Below are 16867 nucleotides of genomic sequence, written 5' to 3' on the forward strand. Positions count from 1 at the left end.
GGAGATATATAAAATGACAGAAAATAATTTAGATCCAAAATTAGCTCCGGAAGAGATTACAGTTAAAGACGTTTCAAGTGCTTATTTAAGATGGCACTTTGCAAACGAGATTCCTCACTCTTTTGAACGTTACTTGGCACCATCATTATTATGGGCCTTAATGCCAATCTTACGTAAATTGTACAAAGACGATGATCGTCTACGTGCAGCTTATGAAAGACAATTATTATTCTTCAACACTCAATTAACATGGGGTGGAGGGGTTATTACAGGTTTAATGTCTTCAATGGAACAAGAACGTGCTCGTCAAGAGTATAATGATGAAGAAATTACCATGTCTGATGACCTAATGTATAACACTAAAGCTGGTTTAATGGGGGCTTTAGCTGGTATTGGTGACTCAATTGACTCAGGTACAGTACAGTACATCTTTATTGCGATTGCAGTGCCTTGGGCACAACAAGGTAACCCAATGGGTGCTTTATTCCCATTCATCGGTTTCGCATTGTATCAAGTATTAATTGGTTTATTCTTTGCACGTCAAGGTTTCACTATGGGACGTAACGCAACTGGTTTAATGCAAAGTTCAGGCGTTAAAAACATCATCGAATTATTATCCATTCTTGGTATGTTCATGATGGGTGTACTTGCTGGAAACTATGTAAAAGTTTCTTCAAGTTTAGCATTTGATATTTCAGGTCGACCATTCGTATTACAAGACACATTAGATACTATAATGCCAGGACTTTTACCATTAGCGGTTGTACTAGGGGTATATTACTATTACACTAAGAAAGGGCTTAAAGTTACTCGTGCTTTAGTTGGTTTAACAGTGATTTTAGCTGTTCTAGCTGGAGTAGGTATCTTATAATAGTAATTTTCTAATAAGAAAGGTGAGTTAAAATGGGAGTAGTAAACTTAGCACGTGTTGATGAGAGGTTAATTCATGGACAAGTAATGATGACATTATCGAAACGTAATGGAGTCGATTCAATTTTCGTGGTAGATGATGTAGTAGCAAAAGATAAATTTATGAAAGATCTATACAAGAGTGCAGGAAGTCGAACTGGACAAAAAACAATCGTAATGACACTAGATAAATGTAAATACTATTGGGATGAGTTTGAATTCAAAGATTATAGCGCAATCGTGATTGCTAAAACAGTCAATCATTTTTATGAACTAGTTAAACATGGTGTACCAATTAAAGAATTAAACATTGGTGGAATTGCTCAGAAAGATCAAGAGAAAGATGTCTTAGTAACTAAATCTGTTTACTTAAATAAAGAAGACGCACTTAAATTGAAAGAAATGAACGAGCAATACGGCGTGGAGAATATTTACTTCCAAGCAACACCCTCTGCTCCAAGTACTAGTCTTAAAGACGTATTAGCTAAATTTGGCTTATAATTAAAGTGAGGAATGATAGAATGGATCAACAACAATTAATAAAAGATTGGTACATTCGGTATCATTCAATCTTTAAAAGCCGTTATACACTTGCGCAGAAAAATAAATTTTTGCAAAGTTTAGAAGCTGATATTAAACAATTTCGTGACGATATTAAACTTGATCACTTTAAGTTCTATGAAAAGAATGCCGCTGAATACCGTAATCTTTATGTCGGTAATATTAAAAATGCGAAAGTTATTTTCAGTACTTATTATGATACACCTAGTAAACATATTGAAGCGTATGAGTTTTTCAATATTGAAGAGCGTAAACGTAAAAAAACCAAATTAATTTTATTGTCATCTGTTCTTTATCTCTTAATAGGGCTTGCGATAACGTGGTTTATCGCAATGCCTATATTTCAGAATTTTGAAACATTTACATGGCAATTTATTTCGATGGTGATTGGTATGATTGTATACTTTTTCTTTTTCGGACAACTTGCACAAGGCTGGCCAAATCGTCAAAATTTAGTTCAAAATACCTCTTCAATATTAGTATTATTATTAGCCATTAGTAAGTTAAGAAAAAACAAACGAGTAGCTTATGCTTTTCTAGACGCTGGTAGCTTGAATGAAGGTGGACTCGATCGCTTGAGAGAAGAAACTTCAGCTAAAATTTATCATCTTGATAGTATTGGCTCTAAACAAGAGCTACATTTATTATCGAGTGATAACAATCTGTCTCACTTAATTAGTGCTCAGAAGGTAGATAATAGCTATCAACTGTCTTTAGAAGACTTACGGTCGCTTCAATTGAACGAAACCAATATGAATCAAGTATTAGCTATTATCGAAAAAGTATCCAAGGAGGTCTCAAAATGATTGGGATTATTATTGCAACACACGGTAAAATGAGTGACGGCATCAAAGATGCAGCTGAATTAATTATGGGTGGAACAGATTCGATTGAAACATTAAATCTTTTTCATGGAGACGATGTTTCAGAATTAGGCAACCAATTGACTGAAGCAATCAATAAAGTCGATGAAGGCAATGGTACAATTATTTTTGCTGACTTATTTGGAGCAAGTCCATATAATCAATCAATGATTGCAATTAACGGTTTACCAGAAGATAAGAAAGATAAAGTTTATGTAATCACAGGTGTTAACTTACCGATGATTTTAGTGGCATTAACTCAGAATATGGTTGGATCGAGCATCGAAGATGCCGTTGCTGCTATTCTAGAAGAAGCTTCAAACAGTATGGTTGTTTGGCCAACAAACGACGATTCAGATGAAGGCGATACCGATGATGACGAGGATGATTTCTAATTATCCAACGCTTCACGAACATATAAAAATGAAGCTAGCTATACAAAAGATGAGTCTTTTGTGTGACTAGCTTTTTTTGTATTTAATCATCATCTCTTGATATAAACGTTATGATGACTCTAAACATGAGGATTGTCACAAGCTGCCGTCTTTTCATCAAATAACCTTCTGGCCTTCTGTCACTCTGTTTTTATGAACGTTTTACGTCAAAACTTTAATTCCTTATTCTTTTCGATGGGGGGTTAATCGTCTTATTTGAAGCGAAGCATGGAGATTTAATATCGTATGTCAAAATGTTGCATAAAATCTTCAGAAGTGTTCACATAAATCCATTTAGAAACAAAGTTGAATGCGTTATCATTATATTGAAAGGGGACGATCAGATGAAGATTATTAAAGAAGGATCATTATTTTATTTACATTCAAAAAATATGACTATGATTATTGAAGAACACTCTGGGTATTTGTTCATGAAATATATTGGAGGCCAAGTGAAGCAGTACCATCAATCGAATGCGGTGATATTGAAGGACCATGCCTTTTCGGGTAATCCCTATCCAGAATGCAGAGAATTTTCCTTAGATACACAAAGAATGCTAATCGGTCAACATGGCTTAGGGGATTTCCGTCAACCGTCTATACGGATTCAACATGGCAATAATGATGTCACGGATTTTAGGTATGTTTCCTATGAGATTAATGCAGGAGTGCTTGCTTCAGAAGGATTACCGTCACCTTATTCGCAAGCTGAAGACGCGACCACTTTATCGATTACCTTGGCAGACACGGTCGCTGAGTTAGAATTAATCATACATTTTACTGTTTATAATACAAGTGATGCCATTACAACTTTTTCAGAAGTGAGAAACGTCGGCAAAGAACGAGCCGTCATTCATCAATTACAAAGTGTGATGTTAGATCTACCTAAGGATGATTACGATTTAATCACTTTCCAAGGAGCTTATGCCCGTGAAAAAACCGTCAGACGTCATACATTGAATCAAGGCATTTTTAGGGTTTCTTCTAATCGTGGAGCATCCGGTCATGCTCAAACACCGGCTGCCATTTTAGCTCACCCTACAACGACTGATGATTATGGTGAAGCTTTAGCGATTCAATTAATTTATAGTGGAAACTTTGAATTAATTTGCCAGCAAAGTCAATTAAATGATGTGCGTTTAAGTTTAGGCATTAATCATGAAAACTTCAGTTGGACGCTTGAAGCTGGCCAACAGTTTAATAGTCCTGTGGCCTTAATCAATTATTCAAGCAAGGGACTCAATGACTTAAGCCAGACAAGTCATGAGTTTATCACTCAGCACATCATACCAGAACAATTTGCTACGACAGCGCGTCCAATACTAGTAAATAATTGGGAAGCGACTTACTTTGATTTCAACCGTGATAAATTATTGGACATTGCCGAGCGTGCGAGTGAGTTAGGCATAGAACTATTTGTTTTAGATGATGGCTGGTTTGGTCAGCGAAAGGATGATAATTCATCTCTAGGTGATTGGCAAGTCAATGAGGAGAAAATCCAAGGAACTTTAGCAGAATTAATTGCTCAAGTTAAAGGCAAAGGACTACAATTTGGCCTGTGGTTTGAACCAGAAATGATTTCTGAAGATAGTGACTTGTACCGTACGCATCCCGAATGGGCGATTCAATTACCTGAGCGTCCTCACACGTATTCACGTAATCAACTAGTCTTGAATTTTGCGAACCCAGAAGTGGTTAACTATATGAAGAAATTGCTAGATGATTTACTCTCTCGCCACGAGATTGATTACGTCAAATGGGATATGAACCGCAATATAACTAATATTGGGAATGGTCAAGATTACGCTGGCAGCATGATGCAAACTCACCAATACATGTTAGGCCTATATTCCTTAGTGGAGTATCTGACAACGAAGCATGACCACATTCTATTTGAAAGTTGTTCAGGTGGTGGTGGCCGTAATGATTTAGGAATGATGCGTTACTTCCCACAAGTTTGGTCGAGTGACAATACAGATGCAATAAGTCGACTGCAAATTCAACACGGTAGTAGTTACTTACATCCAGTTATTTCGATGGGGGCTCACGTTTCAGCAGTTCCTAACCATCAAATGAATCGAATCACTGATTTAAAAACACGTGCGGATGTGGCGATGATGGGGAATTTAGGTTACGAGCTCGATTTAAACTTATTAACTGACGAAGAAAAGCAAGCAGTAAAAGAACAAGTCACTCGTTACAAAATACTGCGACCAATCGTTCAATTTGGTCAACAGTATCGCCTGATGCATACGGCGAATGAAACAGCCGTTCAATTTACATATGAACAACGAGTGCTCTTAACCTATGTCAAAGTCTTATCAACCTATGAAGACATGGAAACAACAGTCAAATTAAAAGGCCTTGAAGAAGACAGTTTATATTGTTTAGAAGAAACAGATCAACTGTATTCAGGCGCAGAATTAATGTATGCTGGCTTAACGATGGATACGCCGCGTGGCGACTTCCAAAGTCTGCAACTGTTGTTGACTAAAGTATAGTCCAAATGAAATGAAGTGAACAACTATGACAAGTATTTCTAAATTAATCAAACAATTTACACAACAAGCAATTGAGCTGAATTTAATTAGTGAGGTCGACCGTTACTATATCCAAAACCGTTTGTTAGCTCTTGTGAAAGTAGATGAACTAACCAGTGAATCATTGTCAGATGGTAATTTACCAGAGTTATTAAACAGCCTAGATGCCATCAGACACTATGCTCAAACACAAGGTTTACTAAGCACAATGAGCCATGAAGTCGAACAATTTGAAGCGGAAATCATGGATTTAGTGACACCGACTCCTTCAGTTTTAAACCAAACGTTCTGGTCGCTATATAAAGAAAATCCAGAACAGGCCACGGACTATTTTTATCAATTATCTCAAGCGAATGATTATATTAAAACGCGTCAAATCGCTAAAAACATTGCGTTTAAAAGCCCTAGTGACTATGGCGATTTAGATATTACCATCAATTTATCTAAGCCAGAAAAAGACCCTAAAGACATTGCTTTAGCTAAAAGTGCACCGGCATCTGCTTATCCGGCTTGTCTATTATGCATGCAAAACGAGGGCTATCAGGGAAGAAGCAATCACCCAGCCAGAGCAAATCACCGCTTAGTGCGACTGGTACTAAGTGGAGAAAACTATGGGATGCAATATTCACCTTATGTGTATTATAACGAACATAGTATTTTTCTAAGTGAAAGCCATCGTCCGATGGCAATTGACCGTGCTTGTTTTGAACATTTATTAGATGTCGTCAGTGTTTTGCCACATTATTTTGCTGGCTCGAATGCTGACTTACCAATTGTAGGTGGTTCAATCCTGGCGCATGATCATTATCAAGGGGGCGCCTATGAATTTGCAATGGATCGAGCCACGGTTCTTGAAAGTTTTTCGCTTGCATCCTATGAGGCTGTGTCAATCGAACTGCTGAAATGGCCAATGAGTGTCTTGAGAATACGCAGTTTAAACCGTCAGAATTTAGCAGATTTAGCTGAAAGAATTCACGAAATCTGGATGATTTATAGTGATCCAGCCGTAGACATTCATTCACATACAAATGGCGAAAGACATAATACGATTACGCCGATTGCCAGAAGACGAGGCGAACATTATGAAATGGATTTAGTCTTACGTAATAATCGAACTTCCTCGGAGTATCCAGAGGGGATTTTCCATCCTCATCGAGACGTACAACACATTAAAAAGGAAAACATTGGTTTAATCGAAGTGATGGGCTTGGCGATCTTACCGCCACGTTTGCTGAGTGAACTAGATGGAATCAAACGATACTTATTAAATGAAACAACGTTAGATGCTGTAGCCCAACCCCATCAAACATGGGCGCAAGACTTGAGACAAGCACATCCATCATTTGATCGCCATACGATTGACCGTTTCATTGAGTGTGAAGTTGGTGCGAAATTCAGCCGGATTTTAGAAGATGCGGGGGTCTATAAGCAAACAGACACAGGCTTAACTGCCTTTAAAAAATTTATCAACTATCTGATCGATACGACTGATAAAGAAAGGGGATACTAAACACAATGGAAATTTTTAATAAAATGAAATCGGGTGAAATATATAACTCGGCTGATGATGAGTTACTAACGATTCAAGCAAGAGCTAATCAAATGGTCTTTGATTATAATCACACACCGCTTTATGAAAAAGAGAAACGTCAAAGCCTAATCAAAGAAATTTTTGCTTCAGTAGGTGAGAATGTGACGATTGAAACACCTTTCAATGCTAACTGGGGACTAAACACAAGTTTAGGAAAGAATTTTTATTCAAACTTCAATATGACTTTAGTAGATGACGCAGACATTACGATTGGAGATTACGTTAAGTTCGGGCCTAACTGTGTGTTAACAACGGCGAGTCATCCAATAGAACCTAGCTTACGTAGACAAGCATATCAATTCAACCGTCCAATCGTAATCGCAGATAATGTCTGGCTAGGGTCAAATGTGGTTGTTTTTGGTGGCGTGAGTATTGGTGAGAATAGTGTCATTGGCGCAGGAAGTATTGTAACAAAAGATGTACCAGCGAATGTGGTTGCTTATGGTAACCCATGTAAAGTCATTCGGACAGTAAATGATGACGAGTTTTATGATGAAGTGTAAGAAAACGGATGAAATAACAATATGGCAAAAGAGCCGATTTAATATGAGGAGATGACTTATGATAATTCCAAACTATTTCGAAGATTTGAACAGATTGAGTGTTAACACAATGCCACGCCGTAACTATTATGTACCTTACTCAACAGCTGAAGCTGCAAAGACGTCCTTAAATCGACGCGAATCAGACTTATATGTTGATTTAAACGGGACGTGGGATTTCCACTATTTTGATAATGTTCGCTTGATCGATCAAGAATATTGGTTAGCGTCAAATACAAGTAAATTAGACTATGATTCGATTCCAGTACCAAGTTGCTGGCAATTACATGGCTATGGTCAGATTCAATACACGAACACTGAGTACCCAATTCCTTATGACCCGCCTTTTGTACCTTATGACAACCCCGCAGGCTTATACAAGCGTACACTAGACATTCAAACGCTAGAAGCAGGTGAATCTGTTCATTTGAACTTTGAAGGGGTAGACTCAGCCTTTTATGTTTGGGTCAATGACCGCTTTATCGGTTACTCGCAAATATCCCATGCTAATCAAGAGTTTGATATTACCGAAGCACTACACACAGGCAGCAACCAACTATCAGTATTAGTGGTTCAATGGAGCGATGGAACATATTATGAAGACCAAGACAAGTTCCGTTATAGTGGAATTTTTAGAGATGTCTTTTTATTAAAACGACAAGCAAAGCGCATTAATCACTTTAAAGTAACACCAGACGTGACGGAGGATTTACAGACCGCAACTGTGTCTCTCGATATTCTAGATGCGCTTGGAACTGAACAAGTAACAGTCAGTTTATTCACACCAAGTGGTGAATTACTTGAAGAAAGAAGCATTAACATTTCTGAGCAAGCAAACTTTAAAATAGCTCAGCCAGACTTATGGGACGCAGAGCATCCTAATTTATACTTACTAGTATTAAACGTTGCTGGTGAATACTACCGTCAAGAAGTTGGACTAAGGCGCGTTGAAATTAAGGATAAACAATTATTTGTTAACCATCAATCGATTAAATTAGTGGGTGTTAACCATCATGATACACATCCAAATACGGGAGCGAGCGTGACGGTTGAAAATCAAATTCATGATTTAGAACAAATGAAACTGTATAATTTTAACTCCGTTCGTACCGCCCACTATCCTAAGACTGCAGAATTCTATGAATTAACCGATAGAATGGGCTTTTATGTCATGAGTGAAGCAGATGTGGAAACACACGGCGTGGTTGATCTATACGGAGTGGGTGGAAACGACAACTATAACTTAATGGCGGATGATCCAGAATTTTCTAAGGCTTTTGTTGATCGGATGGATGCAAGTATTGTGCCATTTATCAACTATTCTTCGATTATTATGTGGTCAGCCGGTAACGAATCAGGTTATGGTATTGGGATTGAAGATGCCTTACGTCATGCTAGAGAACTCGATCCAATTCGTCCATTACACTATGAAGCTTATTGGTACCGTGACCGCTCAATAGACTTCAATGACGAGTTTATTGATATGTATAGTCGTATGTATCCGTCAGTGACTGAAATCGAAGAGTTATACTTCAATGATGGCATCGACCGTCCATTCATTCTCTGTGAGTATATCCATGCGATGGGGAACGGTCCAGGTGATATTAAAGAATACTATGATTATATGATGACAAAACCAGAATTTATCGGGGCTTTTGTTTGGGAATGGGCAGACCATTCGGTTAACTTAACAAGAGGAACAGATGAAGAGCCGGTTTACCGTTATGGTGGCGACCATGGTGAGTATCCACATGCGGGTAACTTCTGTATGGATGGCTTAGTTTATCCAGACCGTACGCCACATACAGCCGTTCTAGAACACCGTCAAATTTTTAGAAGGATTCTATTAACCGAAGCAGACAAGACGAATTTAAGCTTCACCTTTAAGAACTTATATGACTTTAGTTACTCAAGTGAAAAAGTGTCTTTTGCGGTTGAATATTATGATGTGAAAGGCAAGTTGCTTGAAACGAAATTAATAACGGATTTCGACATTGCACCACAAGCTGAAGCGACCCTAGCATTAGACGTACCAGCAACTATTAAAGAAGCGCTAGGAAGCGTACGCTTTGTGACGTCGATTGCCAATGACCCAGACTATGACGGCCATGAGTTGGGCTTTGATCAAGTCATTCTAAAAGAATATGAGTCAGATTTAATCCCAGTTCCTTCTGTTAAAGCGATCCAAGTAACGGAAACTCTAGCGGACTTTGTAGTGACAATAGGTTTAGATGTTGTAAAATTCAGTAAACGTAATGGCGCAATTAGCCAAATAACCCGTAATGAACGAGACCTGTTGGTTAGCCCAGGAGAATGGACGATTTGGAGAGCACCAATTGATAACGACCGTAATATTAAGAAAGAATGGTATGCAGCCAACTACGACCGTGCTCAAACAAGAGTTCATGAATTTGATTACGTCGAAAACGCTGAAGCGCACATCTTTACTTTCCGCGGTGTAATCAACTCAGTTGCCCGTCAAGAGATTATTAACTTTGAAATCAAGTGGTTTGTGAATCAAAACGGCTCGATTTATCTAGATATGGATGCTGAAAAGAATCCATTAATGCCATTCTTACCACGGTTTGCTTTACGCTTACCAATGATTTCGCAAATGGACAAGGTATCTTATTACGGTAACGGGCCATACGAAAGCTACCAAGATAAACACTATGCGAGCTATTTGGGGACATTTGAAGGCAGAGTATCTGATTTCTACGAACCGTATGTGACCCCACAAGAAAACGGCAGTCACAATTTCGTCAAAGACTTAATGTTGTCAAGTGAGAAGGAGCGTTTAGGCTTTACAAGTGAAATACCATTCTCATTCAACGTGTCAAACTACTCAACTAAACAGTTAACGGACGTTATGCACCGTGACTTATTAGAGATAGAAGATGTAACATATTTACATCTAGATGTTAAACAAAGTGGCTTAGGAAGTAATGCATGTGGACCAGTCTTACATGAAGCTTTCCAATTTAATGATCCACAGTTCACATTTGGCTTAAGTATTTTCTTACTATAAAACGATAAAAGTCTTCCAGCCCTAACTCTATGAGAAAGGGCGGAAGACTTTTTTATTTCGATATAAAATTATTCAACTGTCATGTGAATCTTCGGCCATCTTGCGGTACATACTCGGACTCATACCAAATTCTTTTTTAAAATTCTTTGAAAAGAGCAATTGATTATCATAACCTATTTCATAAGCCACTTCGTTAACGGTTTTATTGGTTGTGTGTAGCAATTTTTTGGCTGTTTTTAACCTTTTTTCCTGTAAGAATTCTTGAGGGGACATCTCATACTTATGTTTAAATAAGCGGTAAAGGTAACTACGACTAATGCCGATATAATTGGCAACGTCCGTAATTGTCATGCGTTTACTATAATTTGATTGAATATAATCAAAAGCTACTTCCTCATAACTACGCTGTGGCAATTCTAAAGAATACTCTTTATCTCGAAACTCATTCGATAAAGTCCATAATAATTCATAGACTTTAAATTTATACCAAACCGTATTATTTGTTGAATCTTGATTATTTTTGGTGAACAAGCAAATCTCTTTCAAGACCTTCGCAGCTTGGCTGTCTGAAGTAAAGCGAATGATTGATTCATTTTTTAAGGTCGTTAATTTTAAGTAACTTTTTAAATGACGACCATTGATACCTACCCAATAATATTTCCAAGGATGTTCTTTATCTCCATAGTAGGTTACTTTTGTTCCTCGTCTGACGATAAAACCGTCACCAGCAGATAATTCATAAGATTGTTGATTAACCTCGTAAATACCACTGCCAGACTCAATGTAATGGATGACAAAGTTTTGATAACTATTGTAAGCATAAGCTTGATTCGGGAAGAATTGTTGAATCCCACATTCGTCGATACTGATATCATGATCATTTTTTTCAAAGTACTTCCAAAGTTCTTTCATAAGGTTCCTCATTTCTAATGAAACATTTTGATATAGACTGTCCTCATTATAACATATAAGTAAGCGGTTTTAAGGACTATAATTATAATTAATAAAACGCTTACAGAAAGGAATGTTAAAATGAAAAAGGTCGTTAAATTTTTCGCACTGTTTGCTTTACTTTTAAATGTTGGAGGTTTCACAGCATCTAAGGTACAAGCTCAAGAAGAGGTTACTGTATGGGCTTGGGATCCTGCCTTTAATATTCGCGCGTTAGAAGTTGCTAGAGACATTTACTTAGAGGAGAATCCTGATTTCAATTTATCAATCGTAGAAAGTGCACAAGATGATATTGTTTCACGATTAAATACATCACTAAGCTCTGGGGTTACTACTGGATTACCAAATATCGTTTTAATTGAAGACTATCGTGCACAAAGTTTCTTACAATCATATCCAGATGCCTTCTTCCCAATGACAGATTACTTCAATGTTGATGATTTTGCAGAATATAAAGTTACAGCCACATCACTAGATGGTGTAAGCTACGGGATACCTTTTGATACTGGTGTAACTGGATTATACGTTCGTGTCGATTTATTAGAAGAAGCTGGCTATACATTAGAAGATGTAACTGATATTACTTGGACACAGTTACAAGAAGTGGGTCAAGCGATTTATGAGACAACAGGTGTTAAATTATTATCAATGGACTTAAATGACTTAGGTCTTTTACGTGCAATGATAAACGCAAGTGGTGCTTGGTATACTGAAGATGACGGCTTAACACCAAACATTACAAACAATGACGCTTTAAAAGAAGCATTTGTGACCTTCAAGTCAATGTATGATGCAGATTTAGTAAACGTTCATAATGACTGGGCGCAAATGTTACAAGCTTTTAACTCAGGTATTGTAGCGACAGTTCCACAAGGTAACTGGATTACACCATCAATCGTAGCAGCTGAAGATCAAGCAGGACAATGGGCAGTTGTGCCATGGCCTAAACAAGACATCGAAGGTTCAGTGAACGCTTCTAACTTGGGTGGATCATCATTCTACGTATTAAATATTGAAGGTGCAGAAGAAGCAGCAGCCTTTATTGGAGCAACAGTAGGTGGAAATGAAACATTCTATCGTACTATCATGAATGAAATTGGCGCATTAGGCACTTACTTACCATTATTAGAATCAGATGCTTACGAAACTGAAGTAGAATTCTTTGGTGGTCAACATATCTATGCAGACTTTGCTGAATGGTCAGGAGAAATCCCTTCAACTAACTATGGTTCACATACTTACGCAATTGAAGATATCATGAAAAATGCGTTACAACAATACTTATCTGGCGGAGACATCGATGAAGTGTTCGAAGCAGCCCAACAACAAGCTGAAAATCAACTACAATAATTTATCAGTTTAGTTAGAAGTTTACATTGATTGTAACCAAATATTTCTGGACGGGACTATTCTACAGTGATATTTGGTTACTTTCTTTATTTAAAAAAGGGGGCATTTACAATGCACATGACTAACACGAGAAGAAACAAAGTGATGGGCTTACTATTTATTTCTATTCCCACTCTGTTAATTATATTATTCTATTTCTATCCAATGGTTCGTTCATTCTTGCTTTCAATGCAAAGTGGGATGGGGGTCAATTTAAACTGGGTGGGAATTGCCAATTATCGTCGTCTACTGGCAGATCCAGTATTTAAGCAAGCTTTTAGTAACACGCTAATTTTCTTGATTTTTCAAGTACCAATCATGGTGATACTTGCAATGTTCTTTGCAGTACTACTAAATCAGAAAACCATAAAATTACGAGGCTTATTTAGAACAATAGTTTACTTGCCTTCAGTTACCTCATTGGTTGCCTATTCACTAGTGTTTAAATATCTGTTTTCTAATACTGGAATCATCAATCAGTTCTTATTGTCTTTATCGATTATTGATGCACCAATTATGTGGTTGTCAGACCCAGTTTTAGCAAAAGTAGTTATTATCATTGCGATTACTTGGCGCTGGACAGGTTATAATATGATTTTCTTTTTATCAGCTCTTCAGAATATAGATCCTGGTATCTATGAAGCAGCCGATATTGACGGGGCAAATAAAGTGGAACAATTCTTTAAAATTACGGCACCATTATTGAAGCCGGTGATTTTATTTACTACTGTTACTTCAACGATAGGTACACTACAACTCTTTGATGAGACGATGAACATAACACAGGGTGGACCAGGAAATGCCACCTTAACAGTGTCACAGTATATCTATGATTTAAGTTTCAAATATACACCAGACTTCGGTTATGCATCCGCAGTGTCCTTTGTCATTGCAGTTGTCATTATTGTTCTTTCAGCGCTTCAAATGAAAGTGGGGAATCGAAATGACTAAAAAATCCAATAAAGTATTAACGTATCTATTCTTAATTATGATGTCGATCATCTTTGCTTTTCCATTCTACTTTTTAATTGTAAGTGCGACTAACACAAGTGTCGATGTGACTAGTGGGCGCATGATGCCAGGATCAGCCATTTTAGATAACTGGAAAGCATTGGCAGAGCGTACTGATTTGTTAAATGCCTTTAAAAATTCAACAATTATTGCCTTTGGACAAACGACTCTCGCATTATTAATCGGTTCTATGGCAGGTTATGGTTTTGAAATTTATCGTACGAAAACCACAGACTTTATATTCAATTTCTTGTTAACATCCATGATGATTCCATTTGCAGCGATTATTATACCTTTATTCCAATTATTTGGTGTATTCAGTAGTGTCACTCCTTCTATTGGGATAAACTCATATGTCTCAGCATTTCTCCCGTACATTTCTACTGCCTTTCTAATATTCTTTTTCCGCCAAAACACCAAAATGTTTTCGCGTGAGTTATTGGAGGCCGGTAGAATTGATGGCTTAAGCGAATTTGGCTTATTCCTTCGAATTTATATGCCAACAATGAAAAACTCTTTTGCTGCCGCAGCTATTATTACCTTTATGAACAGTTGGAATAATTACTTGTGGCCATTGGTTACATTGCTGTCTCCGGATAAGCAAACGGTCCCATTGTTGCTGTCGAATTTAGGTTCAAGTTATGCACCAGATTACGGTATGATGATGTTAGCCATCTTAATTTCAATGGTTCCGACACTAGTTATTTTCTTCTTGCTACAGAAATACTTCGTAGCAGGTATGCTAGGTTCGGTTAAATAGTTACTAACTATAGCTTATTTGATGTTTAGATTGTTAAACATCAAATAGCTTTTTTCAATATATAAAATCATTCAATGTCAACAATCGTCTAGGCCTGTCTTACGCTGAGGCAGTTGCAGTTGATTGAGAAAGTAAGATCGAAGAAGGAATACAAGTTAAAAGTGGGATTCCTTTTGACAGACAGTAGAGGTGGGTGTTAATGACTATCCATATAGCAGCGAATGTAAAACCAAGAAGTCATCAGCTTAAGTGGCAGGGCTTAGAATTTTATCGCTTCATTCATTTCGGTATTAATACTATGACAAACAGTGAATGGGGAAAGGGACATGAGGATTTAAGCGGCTTTAATCCGGAGAGTTTAGATACTAAGTAGTGGATAAACCCATTGAAATCAGCAGGGATGAAAGGCGCAATTTTAACGTGTAAGCATCATGATGACTGTTGCTTATGACCTAGTAAATACACAGAGCATTCAATTGCAGCCACACCGTGGAAAAATGGGCAAGGTGATATTGTAAAAGAATTTTACGGCGCATGTAAAGATTAGGATATGAAATTTGGTTTGATTTATCAACTTGGGATGTGACAGAAGGAACGTATGGTTTTGGAAAGAATATGATGATTTCTTCGTTGCCCAACTAGAAGAATTATTAACTCAATACAAAGAGCTGTTTGAAGTGTGATTTGATGGCGCAAATGGAGAAGGGCCAAATGGTAAACATCAATATTATGATTGAGAACGTTATTATGCAACGATTCGTCATTTTCAATCAGAGACTGTGATTGCGATTTGTGGTTCTGATGTTAGATGGATTGAAAAATGAAGGAGGACACACCAGAGACAATGAATAGAATGTTGTCCCTGATGAACTGAAAGAAGCCGATAAAGCGGCTGAAATCTCTCAACAAACAGTAGATAATCCTTTCCTTAAAGAATTGAAATCAACGAATCAGGATTTAGGCAGGCGAGACTCGCTTTGTGCATATCAAGGAAATCTGATATGGTATCCAGCAGAAGTTGATGTTTCTATTCGTCCAGGTTGCTTCCTTCATCCTGAAGAGGAACATGCAGTCAAAACGGCCGATGAACTTTATAACTTATACAAGAAAACAGTAGGGGGAAATGCTACTTTACTATTAAATATACCACCTAATCGTGATGGCTTAATTGATCCGATTGACGTGGCAACATTAAAAGAACTGGAGGCTAAACTGAAGAAAATTGGATGATGTCAATCTGTTAGACGGAGCTGGAATGGCTGATTCTTCAATAAAAACAAACGGTCGATATAAATTCACTGATGGATTCTTCGTTAGATTCGGTCTACTGGAGTCCAGAAGAAACTGATGTTCAATCTTGGCTTGAAATTACATTTGAACAGGAAAAATGCTCAATACGATTATACTTGGCGAAGCCATTCAACAAGGACAACATCTTGAAATGATAGAAATCAATGGGCTAATTCATGGTGACTGGAAAATAAATAACAAAAGTTGGTTCAAACGGTTATAAAAAGATTATCGCGATCGGAAATAGGACCTTAACTGAAATTAAATTCAAGTTTAGTCAGTTTAGAAAGCAAGTCACTGTTAATCATATAAAATTACTGAATATTGATAATTAACAGTGTAATCAAGCACGAAGAGACTACATGAAGCAAATCATTTGTTCGGTCGATTTTGTTAGTTATGTACTACTAAACTTTGAAGATTGCAAAGACATAACAACTCTGACGGAATAGATGAAGATTTATTTTGGGTCATTCTTCTGACTGAATATTTACAACATTATCTATTTGTTTTGCAGGAGTAGAGGATGTAGCAGACCATCATGTCATTTGAGTGACCACCGGGCAGATTGTACTCAACTTGATTAGAATCATAAGAAAAACCAGAAAGTATTAAAGGGCGTTGGTCATTAAATCAACGGATTAACGGCGAAAGATGCATTAGTTATTCAAACCATTTCTCAAAACGTTACATTTGAAGCCAAGCAAGGCTATCGTGTGTCCTTTACGTATGAAGCGAGTTTGGATGATACCTAGCCTTCTTTAATTAGAGAGGGGGCTTATGATGCGCACTGTGACTGAAAGTATGTCACTCTTAAAAAGACTTGGAAGAATAACGAAATGGCAATGCTAGTTTCCTTTGATGTGACTGGATCGACACCGGGTCAAAGGTGGATAAGAATTTATTCGGACAGACGAACTAAAATTCTTTGCTTATAACGGTAGATAATTCGCCACAAACCGATAATTAATAAAGGAAAAAAGAAGCCTGTCTATGCC

General features: G+C 37.3%; 15 protein-coding genes. 14 read left to right on the plus strand and 1 reads right to left on the minus strand.

Going from position 1 to position 16867, the window contains the following annotated elements:
* Positions 1 to 13 precede the first annotated feature (13 nt).
* The 8 genes from ACTQ45_RS00515 to ACTQ45_RS00550 all read left to right on the plus strand — a co-directional run bounded on the left by ACTQ45_RS00515 (position 14) and on the right by ACTQ45_RS00550 (position 10468).
* A complete protein-coding gene (locus ACTQ45_RS00515; protein WP_441750033.1) occupies positions 14 to 871 on the plus strand; it encodes a PTS system mannose/fructose/sorbose family transporter subunit IID in 858 nt (285 codons plus the stop codon).
* A 32-nt stretch (positions 872 to 903) separates the two neighbouring features.
* A complete protein-coding gene (locus tag ACTQ45_RS00520; RefSeq protein ID WP_441750034.1) occupies positions 904 to 1410 on the plus strand; it encodes a PTS system mannose/fructose/N-acetylgalactosamine-transporter subunit IIB in 507 nt (168 codons plus the stop codon).
* 20 nt (positions 1411 to 1430) lie between these two features.
* The gene (locus ACTQ45_RS00525; protein ID WP_441762642.1) at positions 1431 to 2276 is read left to right on the plus strand and encodes a hypothetical protein; all 846 of its coding nucleotides are present in this window, start codon (positions 1431 to 1433) and stop codon (positions 2274 to 2276) included.
* Positions 2273 to 2728, plus strand: coding sequence for a PTS sugar transporter subunit IIA (locus ACTQ45_RS00530; protein ID WP_441762643.1), 456 nt, complete (start codon positions 2273 to 2275; stop codon positions 2726 to 2728). The genes ACTQ45_RS00525 and ACTQ45_RS00530 overlap by 4 nt, the downstream gene beginning before the upstream one ends.
* A gap of 383 nt (positions 2729 to 3111) precedes the next feature.
* Complete coding sequence (locus tag ACTQ45_RS00535) at positions 3112 to 5268, plus strand: alpha-galactosidase (protein WP_441762644.1); 2157 nt, start codon at positions 3112 to 3114, stop codon at positions 5266 to 5268.
* A 25-nt stretch (positions 5269 to 5293) separates the two neighbouring features.
* Positions 5294 to 6817, plus strand: coding sequence for a UDP-glucose--hexose-1-phosphate uridylyltransferase (gene galT, locus ACTQ45_RS00540; protein WP_441762645.1), 1524 nt, complete (start codon positions 5294 to 5296; stop codon positions 6815 to 6817).
* 5 nt (positions 6818 to 6822) lie between these two features.
* The gene (locus tag ACTQ45_RS00545) at positions 6823 to 7401 is read left to right on the plus strand and encodes a sugar O-acetyltransferase (protein ID WP_153862231.1); all 579 of its coding nucleotides are present in this window, start codon (positions 6823 to 6825) and stop codon (positions 7399 to 7401) included.
* A gap of 58 nt (positions 7402 to 7459) precedes the next feature.
* On the plus strand, positions 7460 to 10468 hold the full coding sequence (locus ACTQ45_RS00550) for a glycoside hydrolase family 2 TIM barrel-domain containing protein (protein WP_441762646.1): 3009 nt from the start codon (positions 7460 to 7462) through the stop codon (positions 10466 to 10468).
* A 72-nt stretch (positions 10469 to 10540) separates the two neighbouring features.
* Here the strand turns inward: ACTQ45_RS00550 and ACTQ45_RS00555 are convergent, their stop codons facing one another.
* Positions 10541 to 11380, minus strand: a complete 840-nt coding sequence (locus ACTQ45_RS00555; protein WP_441762647.1) for an AraC family transcriptional regulator — start codon at positions 11378 to 11380, stop codon at positions 10541 to 10543.
* A gap of 120 nt (positions 11381 to 11500) precedes the next feature.
* On the opposite strand from ACTQ45_RS00555, the gene ACTQ45_RS00560 reads away from it, so the two are divergent.
* From ACTQ45_RS00560 to ACTQ45_RS00585, 6 genes are all read left to right on the plus strand, one after another.
* Positions 11501 to 12769, plus strand: a complete 1269-nt coding sequence (locus ACTQ45_RS00560) for an ABC transporter substrate-binding protein (protein WP_441750040.1) — start codon at positions 11501 to 11503, stop codon at positions 12767 to 12769.
* 117 nt (positions 12770 to 12886) lie between these two features.
* Positions 12887 to 13759: a carbohydrate ABC transporter permease gene (locus ACTQ45_RS00565; RefSeq protein WP_441763011.1), complete on the plus strand. Its 873-nt coding sequence runs from the start codon at positions 12887 to 12889 to the stop codon at positions 13757 to 13759.
* A complete protein-coding gene (locus ACTQ45_RS00570) occupies positions 13752 to 14579 on the plus strand; it encodes a carbohydrate ABC transporter permease (protein WP_441762648.1) in 828 nt (275 codons plus the stop codon). The genes ACTQ45_RS00565 and ACTQ45_RS00570 overlap by 8 nt, the downstream gene beginning before the upstream one ends.
* A gap of 199 nt (positions 14580 to 14778) precedes the next feature.
* On the plus strand, positions 14779 to 14952 hold the full coding sequence (locus tag ACTQ45_RS00575) for a hypothetical protein (protein ID WP_441762649.1): 174 nt from the start codon (positions 14779 to 14781) through the stop codon (positions 14950 to 14952).
* Between the two features lie 563 nt (positions 14953 to 15515).
* Positions 15516 to 15809 carry an alpha-L-fucosidase gene (locus ACTQ45_RS00580; protein ID WP_441762650.1) on the plus strand — a complete coding sequence of 98 codons (294 nt, stop codon included), beginning with the start codon at positions 15516 to 15518 and terminating at the stop codon, positions 15807 to 15809.
* Between the two features lie 692 nt (positions 15810 to 16501).
* Entirely contained in the window at positions 16502 to 16624 is a 123-nt protein-coding gene (locus ACTQ45_RS00585) for a hypothetical protein (RefSeq protein WP_441750751.1), read from the plus strand.
* The last annotated feature ends 243 nt before the right edge of the window (positions 16625 to 16867 follow it).

It is taken from the genome of Fundicoccus sp. Sow4_D5 (assembly GCF_052116365.1).
Taxonomy (GTDB): Bacteria; Bacillota; Bacilli; order Lactobacillales; family Aerococcaceae; genus Fundicoccus.